General features: G+C 71.2%; 10 protein-coding genes and 1 pseudogene. 7 read left to right on the top strand and 4 right to left on the bottom strand.

From position 1 onward, the window contains the following. The first annotated feature begins 238 nt into the window (after window positions 1-238). Both QQM39_RS18625 and QQM39_RS18620 read left to right on the top strand, forming a co-directional pair. Window positions 239-1,357, top strand: a complete 1,119-nt coding sequence (locus tag QQM39_RS18625) for an esterase family protein (RefSeq protein WP_301998066.1) — start codon at window positions 239-241, stop codon at window positions 1,355-1,357. A gap of 228 nt (window positions 1,358-1,585) precedes the next feature. Continuing rightward, complete coding sequence (locus tag QQM39_RS18620; RefSeq protein ID WP_301998064.1) at window positions 1,586-3,016, top strand: hypothetical protein; 1,431 nt, start codon at window positions 1,586-1,588, stop codon at window positions 3,014-3,016. A 33-nt stretch (window positions 3,017-3,049) separates the two neighbouring features. On the opposite strand, the gene QQM39_RS18615 is transcribed toward QQM39_RS18620, so the two are convergent. Both QQM39_RS18615 and QQM39_RS18610 read right to left on the bottom strand, forming a co-directional pair. Next, on the bottom strand, window positions 3,050-4,384 hold the full coding sequence (locus QQM39_RS18615) for a PH domain-containing protein (protein ID WP_301998062.1): 1,335 nt from the start codon (window positions 4,382-4,384) through the stop codon (window positions 3,050-3,052). Then, window positions 4,381-4,944, bottom strand: coding sequence for a PH domain-containing protein (locus tag QQM39_RS18610; RefSeq protein ID WP_301998061.1), 564 nt, complete (start codon window positions 4,942-4,944; stop codon window positions 4,381-4,383). Before QQM39_RS18610 ends, QQM39_RS18615 begins: the two co-directional genes overlap by 4 nt. Before the next feature lie 31 nt (window positions 4,945-4,975). Here QQM39_RS18610 and QQM39_RS18605 point away from each other — a divergent pair, with 31 nt between their 5' ends. Then, a complete protein-coding gene (locus QQM39_RS18605) occupies window positions 4,976-6,127 on the top strand; it encodes an NADH-quinone oxidoreductase subunit D (RefSeq protein ID WP_301998059.1) in 1,152 nt (383 codons plus the stop codon). Between the two features lie 84 nt (window positions 6,128-6,211). On the opposite strand, the gene QQM39_RS18600 is transcribed toward QQM39_RS18605, so the two are convergent. After that, window positions 6,212-7,240 carry an SAM-dependent methyltransferase gene (locus tag QQM39_RS18600; protein WP_301998057.1) on the bottom strand — a complete coding sequence of 343 codons (1,029 nt, stop codon included), beginning with the start codon at window positions 7,238-7,240 and terminating at the stop codon, window positions 6,212-6,214. Window positions 7,241-7,358: 118 nt separating this feature from the next. Between QQM39_RS18600 and QQM39_RS18595 the strand changes: the two genes are divergently transcribed. The 4 genes and pseudogenes from QQM39_RS18595 to QQM39_RS18580 all read left to right on the top strand — a co-directional run. After that, window positions 7,359-8,570: a sensor histidine kinase gene (locus tag QQM39_RS18595; protein WP_301998056.1), complete on the top strand. Its 1,212-nt coding sequence runs from the start codon at window positions 7,359-7,361 to the stop codon at window positions 8,568-8,570. Window positions 8,571-8,674: 104 nt separating this feature from the next. After that, complete coding sequence (locus tag QQM39_RS18590) at window positions 8,675-9,346, top strand: response regulator transcription factor (protein ID WP_301998055.1); 672 nt, start codon at window positions 8,675-8,677, stop codon at window positions 9,344-9,346. A gap of 49 nt (window positions 9,347-9,395) precedes the next feature. Next, window positions 9,396-10,040, top strand: coding sequence for an AAA family ATPase (locus tag QQM39_RS18585; RefSeq protein WP_301998053.1), 645 nt, complete (start codon window positions 9,396-9,398; stop codon window positions 10,038-10,040). Between the two features lie 89 nt (window positions 10,041-10,129). Then, window positions 10,130-10,210: pseudogene (locus QQM39_RS18580) on the top strand (RNA-guided endonuclease TnpB family protein); the annotation flags it as partial. Window positions 10,211-10,632: 422 nt separating this feature from the next. Here QQM39_RS18580 and QQM39_RS18575 read toward each other — a convergent pair. Next, the gene (locus QQM39_RS18575) at window positions 10,633-11,817 is read right to left on the bottom strand and encodes a low specificity L-threonine aldolase (protein WP_301998051.1); all 1,185 of its coding nucleotides are present in this window, start codon (window positions 11,815-11,817) and stop codon (window positions 10,633-10,635) included. Window positions 11,818-11,936 lie beyond the last annotated feature (119 nt).

Here is an 11,936-nt window from a genome sequence, read left to right as displayed (position 1 = left end):
CTGTCCTGACAGACATCGCATCCCATTAGTTCTGCGAGAGACCTTGGATCCGGTGCCGATTCGGGCATCCGGCGACATTGCGCCCTCTAGGACGGTGTCTTGAGGGGAGAGGTTCACTCGACTCCTCAAAACCGTTTCAAAGGCCAAGGAAAGTCCGGGGCAAGCCCTTGCGAAGGAGCGGGGGAGGCGGCGCGGAGGAAGCGCGAACCGGGCGGAAAGTGCGGACAGGTAACCATCGATGGGTCTCACGAGCGACAAGGTGCTGGCGCTGGCGGTTCTGGCCGCCGTAGGGCTGTTCGTCGGCACGGTGTGGCTGTGGCCACGGCTGGCGCGGCGCGGCTGGCGGAACGTGGGCGGGCGCGTCGGTCTGCTGCTCTCCACACAGGTGATGCTCTTCGCGGCGGTCGGTCTCGTCGCCAACCAGGCGTTCGGGTTCTACGCCAGTTGGGCCGACCTGTTCGGGCAGGAGACCGGCCAGGGCGTCGTCGTGGACCACACGCCGGCCGGCGGGCCGCTGGAGGTCGTCGACACGCGGCGGGTGCCCGGGGCGGCCAGTGCCCGGCCGCACAGGGGCGGGCAGATCCAGAAGATCGACATCGTGGGCCGTACGACCCACATCGCGACGCCCGCGTACGTCTATCTGCCGCCGGAGTATTTTCAGCCGCAGTACCGCACGCGCACGTTCCCTGCGGCCGTCGTCCTCACCGGTTATCCGGGGACGGCCCAGGCGCTGGTGGACAAGCTCGACTATCCGCGCACGGCCGCGAGGCTTGCCGAGGACGGTCGTATGCAGCCGATGATCCTGGTGATGATGCGGCCGACCGTGGCCCCGCCGCGGGACACGGAATGCGTGGACATCCCGGGCGGCCCGCAGACCGAGACGTTCTTCGCCAAAGATCTGGTCGATGCCGTGAGCGGCCACTACAGGGTGGGCGGGAAACCGGGCAGCTGGGGCATCATCGGGGACTCCACGGGCGGCTACTGCGCGTTGAAGCTCGCCATGCACCATCCCCGGGTGTACGCCGCCGGGGCGGGGCTTTCCGCGTACTACAAGGCGCCGATCGACGCGACTACGGGCGATCTCTTCCACGGCGACGAGGAACTGCGCAATCGCGCGAACCTGTGGTGGTACCTCAAGCACATGCCCGCTCCGGACACTTCACTGCTCGTCAGCAGCAGCAAAGTTGGAGAATCCAACTACAAGGACACGTTGAAGTTCATTGAGCGTGTGAAGGCCACGAAGCTGACGCGGATCTCGTCGATCATCCTGGAAAGCGGGGGGCACAACTTCAACACCTGGCGGCGGGAGATTCCGGGGACGCTGGAGTGGATGAGCGGGCGGCTGAGCGGCAGGTGACTCGGCAGGTGACGTGACCGGTGAAGTGGCAGGTGACGTGACCGGTGAAGCGGCGGGTGAAGTGGCGGGTGAAGTGGCGGGTGACATGGCCGTCGGGGCTTTGTGATCTTGGTTGTCGATCAATTCGGTGGCGGATCTGATTCCTGATGCTGTGTGAACGACTCGGGATGGCTGTGTTTTTACGGGGCGGGGCAACAAGATTCGCCTACGCGCGGTAAGTTTCTGGCCATGCCACGTGGACGTCACCGTCATTCCCCGCCCTTGCACAGGCTGCTGCCCCCGTCGGCGATCGCAGGCGTCTCCCTCGTCTGGGCCCTCGCCCCCTGGGTGTTCACCGAGCCCGTGGTGCTGCGCGGCCTTGCCGCGGCCGCCGCGGCGACGGCGGTCGTGGGCGCGGTCGTCCTGCGTCGCTGGGACACGCAGGCGGGCAAGCGGGTCGCCGACCTCACGCGCGCGCGTGCGAGCGACGAGTGGCGGTACGAGGAGCGGGTCGCCGAACTGGAGACCGATCTCGAGGAGTCGCGCGAGCTGCGCGTCAAGCTGGAGCAGCGGCTGCGGGCCAAGCGGGCGGAGCTCGCGGGGCTGCGCAACGAGCACGCGGCGCTGCTGCGCCGGTACGCCACGGCGGAGACCGAGCGGGCGAGCGTCCTGGAGGAACGCCGGGTTCTGGAGATAGAGGCGGCCACGCCCGCGCGCGCGTTGCCGCCGGCGCCGGTCGCCGGTGCGGCTTCCGCCGGTGCGGCTTCCGCCGTTGCGGAGGGGGCTGTGGCTGCCCCTGCCGAGACGGAGGGCGCGGACACCGAGGGCGTCGAGGAGACGGCGGAGACTCCGGCCGTCTTCTCGCCGGAGGGGTCCCGGTTGTTCCTGCGGGCCAATGCCGCGCTGGCGCGGTTCGCCGGCGAGGAGGCTCCGGGGGCGTCGGAGGAGGCTCCGGAGGCGCCGGAGGGGGACGGTCCGGGCAAGAGCGGGGACGGCTCGGCGAAGGACAGCGAGCCCTCCAAGAGCGAGCCAAGGAACGATTCCCCGAAGAACGACCCACTGAAGAACGACCCACTGAAGAACGACCCACTGAAGAACGACCCACTGAAGAACGACCCACTGAAAAACGACCCCCCGAAGAACGACCCCCCGAAGGGCGACGGCCCCTCCGACGACGAGTCGGCGGAAGCCGGCCCGGATGCCGTCGAGGCGGCGGTCACCGGCGGGTTCGAGACGGAACCCGCGCTGGAGGACGAGGCGCAGGGGAAGCCCGAGGCGGTCGACGGGCACGAGCGCGCGGCCGCCATCCCCACGGCAGACGCGGTCGCCGAGGCCCAGCCGGCCCTGCCTGCGGCCCGGCAGCCCTCGGGGCACTTCATCGCGCCGACCGCGGTGGCCGTCGTACCGGCGACGCCCGTACGGCGTCCGGCGGTCGCAGGCGGCTTCGACTTCTTCGGTACGAAGCAGGGGGCGGCGCCCTCCGCGCTGGAGTCCGTCCAGAACGAGGACCTCGCCGACGTCGTCGGCCAGGAGGCCCTCGCCCTTCACAAGGCCGAGTCCGAGGCCGAGTTCAAGCGGGCCGACGAGGAGTCCCGGGGCATCGGCCAGGTCATCAACCTGACGGCTCATGACGAGACGGAACAGATCGATGTGCAGAGGCTGCGGAGCGCGGTTTCCTGACGCTCACTCGGGCACGCACGCCGTGACGGACGCTCAGGCCATCCACCGATCCGGCCGGGCGTCCCTCCGCCCCGTGCGCGACCGCGCCGCCTGCCCCCGCAGCAGCTCCGCCGCCTCCCCGGCGTCCCGCAGCCGGGCGGTCACCGTCTTGTTGGCCCCGGTGTCCACGCGTACGTCGGCCACGCCCCACAGCCGCTCCCACGGCCCCTGAGCCAGCCGTACGCTCTGGACCTTCGCGTGCGGCACGAGCGCCAGGCTCCGCCGGAAGAGGCCGGTCCGGGCGGCGAACACCGCGTCCGTGACGGCCAGGCCGTACCCGCGCCACCACACCGGCACGCACCGGCCCGCCCGCCGCGGCGGACGGGACAGCGACGCGCGCGGCGGGACGGTCACCCCGGGCAGCACGCGCGCGACGACCGACTCGGCGACCTCGCGCGGGGCGACCGGCAGCAGGACCGAGTTGGACGAGCCCGCCACGTCCAGTTCCACCCGCACCCAGCCGCGCCGCCGCCACAGCAGCGGTTCGACGATCCGTACGGTCTGGACGCGGCCGGGCGGCACCGTCTCGTGCGCCCGGTCGAGCAGGCCGTGGTCGAGACGCAGCCCGTCCGGCGACTCGCCCACCGTCCAGTCGTACTCGGTGACGAACCGCCCCACGCTGCTCGCGCCCGCCGCGCCGAACAGCGGAACCGCGGTCGCGAGGACGGTCCACGCGCTCTCCGTGGCCAGCCAGAGAACGGCCGGTACGACGACCGCGGCGGCCAGCGTCGCCCAGGTCGCGCCGGTCAGCACGAGCGAGACGGCCAGGACACCCGGTGGCACGCGCAGCAGCTCCCGGGACGGCGCCTCGCCGACCTCGTGCGCCGTCTCGGGCGCGAAACCGGCGGCGCGCGCGAGGAGTTCCGCGCGGAGCGCACGCGCCTCCTCCGCGCCCAGGAAGGCGAGTTCGTCCTTCTTGTCCGTGCCTATGACGTCGAGCTTGAGCTTCGCGACGCCCGCCACGCGCGCGAGGAGCGGCTGGGTGATGTCGACGGCCTGGAGGCGTTCCAGCCGGATGTGCGCGGTGCGCCGGAACACCAGGCCGGTGCGGATGCGCAGTTCGGTGTCGGTCACCGCGAAGTGCGTGAACCACCAGGTGAGGAAGCCGTACAGGGCGGCGGCGGGGACGAGCACGGCGAGCGCGAGCACAAGCGTGGTGGTCGTCAGCCTGGTCAGCTGGCGCTGCGCCTGGTCGGGGTCGTGCACCGCCCACCCGATGAGCACGGCGACCGGCGCCCACGCGCGCCTGAGCGGTGTCACGGGGTGCAGCCGCCGTTCGGTCACGGGTCGCTTCTCGCGTACGGCGTCGTCGACGCCGGGCGTCGTCACAGCCCGGCCGATCGGGCCTCGCCCAGCTCGGTGAGCCGGTCGCGCAACCGTTCCGCCTCGGCCGGGTCGAGGCCGGGGATGGTGGCGTCGGTGGCCGCGGCGGCCGTGTGCAGCTGCACGCTGGCCAGGCCGAAGTGCCGCTCCACGGGGCCGGAGGTGACCTCGACCAGCTGCATCCGGCCGTAGGGCACGACCGTCTCCTCGCGCCACAGCACGCCCCGGCTGATCAGCAGGTCGTCCGCGCGCTCGGCGTAGCGCCACGAACGCCAGTTACGGCCGAGCATCACCCACCCCCAGGCCATCAGGACCAGCGGCACCAGCGCGAAGGCGGCCCAGCCGGCCCCGACGAGCAGCCCGAGCAGCAGCGCCAGCCCGATCGTCAGCAGCCCCAGCCACACCACCAGCAACAGCCGCCGCATCCTCAGCAGCCTCGGCGGCAGCCCGGTCCACCCCGGCTCGGCCCCCGCCTGCTCGTCCCCCGCCTGCTCGGCCTCCACCCGTTCGTCCCCCGCCCGCTCGTCTCCCGCTGCCCCGGTGTGCTCCGGGCTCCCCGTCTCCATGAGGTCAGCGTACGTAGGAGAGACTGTGTCCATGACTCCTACGACGGAGACCATGGTCGGCATCGGCGGCGCCGCGGAGAGCACCGACATGGTGCTCAACATCGGCCCCCAGCACCCGTCCACGCACGGCGTGCTGCGCCTCAAGCTCGTCCTGGACGGCGAGCGCATCACGCGCGCGGAGCCGGTGATCGGCTATATGCACCGCGGTGCGGAGAAGCTGTTCGAGGCCCGCGACTACCGCCAGATCATCATGCTCGCCAACCGCCACGACTGGCTGTCGGCCTTCTCCAACGAGCTGGGCGTCGTCCTCGCCGTGGAGCGCATGCTCGGCATGGAGGTGCCCGAGCGGGCGGTATGGACGCGCACGCTCCTCGCGGAGCTGAACCGGGTGCTCAACCACCTGATGTTCCTGGGGTCGTACCCGCTGGAGCTGGGCGGGATCACGCCGATCTTCTACGCCTTCACCGAGCGCGAGGAACTCCAGCACGTCATGGAGGAGGTCTCCGGCGGGCGGATGCACTACATGTTCAACCGGGTGGGGGGCCTGAAGGAGGACCTGCCCGCCGGCTGGACCACGCGCGCGCGTACCGCCGTCGCCGACGTGCGCTCGCGCATGGACCGGTTCGACGACCTGGTCCTCGGCAACGAGATCTTCCGCGGGCGCACGCGGGGCGTGGGCGTCCTCGCGCCGGAGACCGTGCACGCGTACGGCGCGAGCGGGCCGATCGCGCGCGCCTCGGGCGTCGACTTCGACCTGCGCCGCGACGAGCCCTATCTCGCCTACGGCGAGCTGCAGGACGTCCTGAAGGTGGTGACTCGCGAGGAGGGCGACTGCCTCGCCCGGTTCGAGTGCCTGCTGGAGCAGACCCACAACGCCCTCGACCTCGCCGACGCCTGCCTCGACCGGCTCGCCGAGCTGCCGCCGGGGCCGATCAACCAGCGGCTCCCCAAGGTGCTGAAGGCGCCCGAGGGCCACACATACGCGTGGACCGAGAACCCACTCGGCATCAACGGCTACTACCTCGTCAGCAAGGGCGAGAAGACGCCGTACCGGCTCAAGCTGCGCTCGGCGTCGTACAACAACATCCAGGTGCTGGTCGAGCTGCTGCCGGGGACGCTGGTCGCGGACATGGTGGCGATTTTGGGGTCGATGTTCTTCGTGGTGGGGGACATCGACAAGTAGGGCTCGTCGTAGGGGTGCGTCGTAGGGGCTAGTCGTAAGGGTGCGTCGTAGGGGTTCGTTCGGAATTCCGACTGACTCGGACGCTCAGTCCACCAGTACGTCCGGAATTCCAACGGGCTGCACCAGCCAGCCGAAGTCCCCGAGCCCGCCCGTGGCCGTGAGCTCGGCGGCTTCGCCGGCGCTCGCGAGGGCGCGTACGTATGCGGCCGGGTGTGTGGAGGCCAGGCCGAGTGCGGGGCGTGCGCCTGTGATGCCGAGGGCGCGCAGCGCCTCGCGTTGGGACAGCAGGCGTGCGCCGGGCAGCGCGCACGCGTCCAGCGCCACGTGGGCCGTGATGTCGCACGAACCGTCCGGTACGGGCGCCGTCTCCCGCCCCTCGCGGAAGCCGGTGAGCGTCCCGAAGGGCGGCCGGGCGGGCGCTGTGTGCGCGTAGTCCACGGCGACCGCGAGGCCCTGGTTCAGTGTCGCGACGGCGGCGGCCCAGGCCTCGTCCCGCGGCAGCCCGATCTCGGCCCGCAGCCCTTGCCCGGCCGGCTCGCCCTCGGTGGCGCGCGCCCCCTCCGCGCCCCCCAGCGGCCACCACCGCGCCAGCCACTCCGCCTCCGCCCCGGTGACCGGCCCCCCGAGGCGTTCGGCCCCGTCCCGTCGTACGAGAACCAGGCGCGGTACGCCCGTGGCGTCCACCTCCGCGACCTCCACGGGGACGTTGTCCAGCCACTCGTTGGCGAACAGCAGGCCCGAGATCCGCTGAGGCGGCCGGGACAGCCACTCGATCCGGTGATCCAGGGTTTCCGGGCGGTCGGCGACCTCGACGGCGTACGCACGCGTGCGTGCCGCCACTTCGGCGGGGAGCGCGGCCAGTACGCGGGTGACCAGCTCGCCCCGCCCCGCGCCCATGTCGACGAAGCCGAGCGAGGCGGGCCGGCCCAGCGCCTCGTCGACCCGGCACAGCAGCCGGGCCACGGCACCGGCGAAGAGCGGCGAGGCGTGGACGGACGTACGGAAGTGGCCCGCCGGTCCCTCGGGGCGGCGATAGAAGCCCTCCGGGCCGTAGAGGGCGGCTTCCGCTGCCGTGCGCCACCCGAGCCACTCGTCCGTCGTCTCTGCTGTCACCGGCCCAGGCTAAGCGCACAGGAGAACGCAGCCTCCACCTTGCGGAGTACGCGCGCGTGATGCGGATCGGCCCTCCGGTTGACCCCTGCACGCATCTCGCTTCCCTACGCTGGGTTACGTGCAACGCCTCTATGACTTTCTCCGCAGGCACCCGACATGGGTCGACAGCTTCTGGGCCGTCCTCCTCCTCGGGATCTCCGGGATGGTCGAAGCCGCCCGTGTGGAGACCGAGGACGTTCCGGGCACCGACTCCCCGGTGGCCATCGTCCCGGTCGTCATCCTGCTGTGCCTGGTGATCGCGTTGCGCCGGCGCATGCCGGAGAAGATGCTGCTGCTGGCCATCGGCGTGGGGCTGGCGCAGCTGGCGCTGGACGTGGCGACGACGCCCGCCAACTTCGCCTTCCTGGTGATCACCTACACCGTGGCCGCGACCGGCGCCCGCTGGGCCTCCCGGCTCGCGCTGGCCGTGTCCCTGTTCGCGGCGCCCCTGGCACAGGTGCGCTGGCCGGAGAAGGACTCGAGCGGCCTGGGCACCCTGGCCCTGATGATCTTCATGACGGTGCCGTTCGCGCTCGCCTGGGTGCTCGGCGACTCGATCCGCACCCGCCGCGCCTACTACGAGCAGCTCGAGGAGCGCGCGACCCGGCTCGAAAAGGAGCGCGAGGCGCAGGCCAAGGTCGCGGTCGCCGCCGAACGCGCCCGGATCGCGCGCGAGCTGCACGACGTCGTCGCGCACAACGTCTCGGTGATGGTGGTGCAGGCCGACGGCGCCGCCTACGTCCTCGACGCCGCCCCGGACCAGGCCAAGAAAGCCCTGGAGACCATCTCCTCCACCGGCCGCCAGGCCCTCGCCGAAATGCGCCGCCTGCTCGGTGTGCTGCGCACCGGCGAGCACCAGGAGGGCGGCGAGTACGTCCCGCAGCCCGACGTCGAGCAGATCGACGACCTCATCCAGCAGTGCCGCACCTCCGGCCTGCCGGTCGACTTCAAGGTCGAGGGCACCCCGCGCCCGCTGCCCAGCGGCGTCGAGCTCACGGCGTACCGCATCGTGCAGGAGGCGCTCACCAACACCCGCAAGCACGGCGGGCCGAACGCGGGCGCGAGCGTGCGCCTGGTCTACTTCGACGACGGTCTCGGCCTGCTCGTCGAGGACGACGGCAAGGGCGCCCCGCACGAGCTGTACGAGGAGGGCGGCGCCGACGGGCAGGGGCACGGCCTGATCGGTATGCGCGAGCGGGTCGGCATGGTCGGCGGCACCCTGGACGCGGGGCCGCGCCCGGGCGGAGGATTCCGGATCAGTGCGCTGCTGCCGCTCAAACCAGCGCACTGACGCCTGAGCATGTCCTTTGTTGACACCTGTAACGCCCCTGTAGAACGCCTTGTAGACGTAGAACGCCCTGTAGACGGATACGGAAGACACGGAAGAGGACCCCGATGACGATCCGCGTGATGCTCGTCGACGACCAGGTGCTGCTGCGCACCGGGTTCCGGATGGTGCTCGCCGCCCAGCCGGACATGGAGGTCGTCGCGGAGGCGGGCGACGGCGTCGAGGCCCTCCAGGTGCTGCGCTCGACCCCCGTCGACGTCGTGCTGATGGACGTGCGCATGCCGAAGCTGGACGGGGTGGAGACCACCCGCCGTATCTGCTCGGAGCCCGACCCGCCCAAGGTGCTGATCCTGACCACCTTCGACCTCGACGAGTACGCCTTCTCCGGGCTGAAGGCGGGCGCCTCCGGCTTCATGCTCAAGGACGTGCCGCCCGGCGAACTCCTCGGCGCCATCCGGTCCGTGCACAGCGGCGACGCGGTGGTGGCCCCCTCGACGACCCGGCGCCTGCTGGACCGGTTCGCCCCCATGCTGCCCTCCGCCGGCAAGGAGCCCCAGCACAAGGAGCTGGAGCGGCTCACCGACCGCGAGCGCGAGGTCATGGTGCTGGTCGCGCAGGGCCTGTCCAACGGCGAGATCGCCGCCCGGCTGGTGCTGTCCGAGGCGACGGTGAAGACCCACGTCGGCCGCATCCTGACCAAGCTGGGGCTGCGCGACCGCGTGCAGGTGGTGGTCCTGGCCTACGAGACGGGGCTGGTCCGGGCGGGCGGGCACGGCTGAGTCCCGGGGACGTCACGCGCGCGTGACCGGCGCCCACTAGGGTCTTCGCATGCTCCTGTGGATCAACGGCCCCTTCGGGGGTGGCAAGACACAGACCGCACACGAGATCCAGCGCCGCCTGCCCGGCAGTGTCATCTGCGACCCGGAGCACCCCGGGTTCGGCCTGCGCCGCATGCTTCCGCCGGAACTGCGCGGGAACTTCCAGGACCTGGCCTCCTGGCGGCAGGGTGTCGTCGAGGTCCTCGACCTCGCCCTCACCAAGCACGACGGCGTGGTGATCGCCCCGATGACGGTCACCGACCCGGACTACTTCACCGAGACGGTCGGCCGACTACGCGAACTCGGCCACGACGTACGGCACTTCACGCTGCTCGCCGAGCGCGAGACCGTCCTGAGGCGGCTGCGCGAGCGTGGCTTCGGGCACCTCCTTCAGTACGTCGCCGGGAAGAACGCCGGGAAGAACGTCGGGCTGGGCCGGGAGAGTTGGGCCGTCCAGCAGCTCGACCACTGTCTGGAGCGGCTGCGCGAGCCGGAGTTCGCCGAGCACCTGTGGACGGACCACTCGACCGTGCCGAAGACGGCGGACCGCATCGCCGTCCTGGCGGGGCTGCGGCTCCGGCCGAACAACGAGGGTGCGCTGCGCACTCGCCTGCGGCAGGCGGGGGTCGGCATCAGGCACATCCGGTTCGACTGACGCGGTCTCGCACCGGTGACTTGGAACGGGACTCTCACCGGCGGAACACGTGTGCGTAACTCGAATGGACTTGCCTCGTTGTGTTTGTCATGAAGGCGGACATGGGGCGCAAGTACCGGGCATGCCCCACCGAGGTGCAGGAGCAGGTCCTGACCAGGTGGGGACACGCCGTACGCGCGCTATGGAACATGGCGCTGGAGCAGCGGATCTACGCTTTCCGGCAGCGTGGGTACACGCTGCGCGCTGTCGAGCCGGCAAGCCCGTGTGCGGGGTGGACTTTGGGGTGGCCGCGTCGGCGTACGTCTCCACCGAGACCGCGCCGCGCCGGATGCCGCCGACCCTCACCGCAGCCGAGCAGGCGCGGCTGCTTCACCTGGAGCACTGAACAGGCCGGGTACGAACGTCCGCGCCAAGGCCGGACTCAACCGCTCGCGGTCTCCGCGCTCCACACCTCGCAGACCTGTGCCGCCTGCCGCGGGCACGAAGACGACGCCGACCGCAACGCCTCGCTCGAGATCGAGGCCCGAGCCCGCCGGACCGGTGGCTCGGTCAAGAACAGCACGCGCAGCACCCGCACGGTGCGCGTCCCCGCTCAGCGCGGGAGGCGGCGGACAAAGGCCGCGACCGCCGCCTTCACATCCTCGGCCGTCCATTCCAGGCCGGGGGCCCGTACATGGACCTCGGTGAAGGACAGGCCTGGGCCTTTCTGGTCCCAGCCGTAGGCGAAGAGCATGCTCTCCGTCTCCTCGGCCGTCCGGACCGCCGCTTCCATGGCGACCTCGGCGTCGTACGGCAGCCAGACCTGGAAGTCGTGGGTGTGCGGCACCTCGGGGTACACGCGCGCCCACGGCACGCCGGCCGTCGCGAAGCCCTCGCGCAGCGCAGTAGCCACCATGCGCGCGTGGGCCACGTACTCCGGCAGCCGGGGCAGCTCCCTCTCCAGGCCAACCAGCGCTGACAGCGCTGTGGGGAACTGCTGGAACACCTGGCCGCCGTACCTGTGCCGCCAGACCTTCGCCTCCTCGACGAGGGTCTTCGGTCCGACCAGCGCCGCGCCCCCGAACCCGTCGAGTGATTTGTAAAACGACACGTACACGCTGTCCGCCAGGCCTGCGATCTCCGTCAGCGGGCGGTCGAAGTGGACGGTGGACTCCCACAGGCGCGCGCCGTCGAAGTGCACCACCGCGTCACGCTCCCGCGCGGCCTCCACGACCTCGGTGAGCTCCTGCCAGGTGGGCAGCACGAAACCGGCGTCTCGGAGGGGGAGTTCGAGCATCAGCGCCCCGCAGGGCTCCTCGAAGTCGCGCACCTCGGCGGCGGTCGGCAGCCGGGGCTCGCTGGTCACCCGCACCGGGCGCAGGCCGCTGACCTGGCTGAACGCGTTCCGCTCGTGCACCTCGGGATGGCTCAGCGCGTGCAGGGCGACGGTCGCGTTGCCGGTGCGGGCCGCCCAGCAGCGCAGGGCCACCTGTTGGGCCATCGTGCCCGTCGGGAAGAAAGCGGCGGCCTCCAGGCCGAGCAGTGCGGCGACCTTCTCCTCCAAAACCTCGACGACGCCGTTGCCGTAGATGTCCGACGGCTCGTCCAGGTCGTACAAGTCCTTTGCCGCGTCCAGCAGAGCCAGGCGCTCCTGGAGGGTCTTCTGGAAACCGTGGCGCGCGAACACGCGCTGGGTGCTCCGCTGGGCGGCGATGTGCCGCTCGCGGAGCTGCTTGCGCCGTTCCTCGTCGGATATCTGATCCTGGAGGTGTTCGCTCTGCCGCGTCGTATCACTCACTCCCGGATCATGCCCCGCGTCGGTTCGCGCGGGCACCCGCATTTCCGTACGGCGTTCCGTTCGTGCGAGGCGTGCGATAACCCACAGCCTGTGGACAACCGGACGCCCGTGGAACCGAT

Source organism: Streptomyces sp. DT2A-34 (genome assembly GCF_030499515.1).
Lineage (GTDB): Bacteria > Actinomycetota > Actinomycetes > Streptomycetales > Streptomycetaceae > Streptomyces.
Note: the sequence above shows the minus strand (reverse complement) of the source record. Positions and strands in the feature narration are given on the sequence as shown.

Coding starts and splice junctions, on each gene's coding strand:
- QQM39_RS18625 (WP_301998066.1), top strand. CDS start 239: ATGGGTCTCACGAGCGACAAGGTGCTGGCGCTGGCGGTTCTGGCCGCC.
- QQM39_RS18620 (WP_301998064.1), top strand. CDS start 1,586: ATGCCACGTGGACGTCACCGTCATTCCCCGCCCTTGCACAGGCTGCTG.
- QQM39_RS18610 (WP_301998061.1), bottom strand. CDS start 4,944: ATGGAGACGGGGAGCCCGGAGCACACCGGGGCAGCGGGAGACGAGCGG.
- QQM39_RS18605 (WP_301998059.1), top strand. CDS start 4,976: ATGACTCCTACGACGGAGACCATGGTCGGCATCGGCGGCGCCGCGGAG.
- QQM39_RS18590 (WP_301998055.1), top strand. CDS start 8,675: ATGACGATCCGCGTGATGCTCGTCGACGACCAGGTGCTGCTGCGCACC.
- QQM39_RS18585 (WP_301998053.1), top strand. CDS start 9,396: ATGCTCCTGTGGATCAACGGCCCCTTCGGGGGTGGCAAGACACAGACC.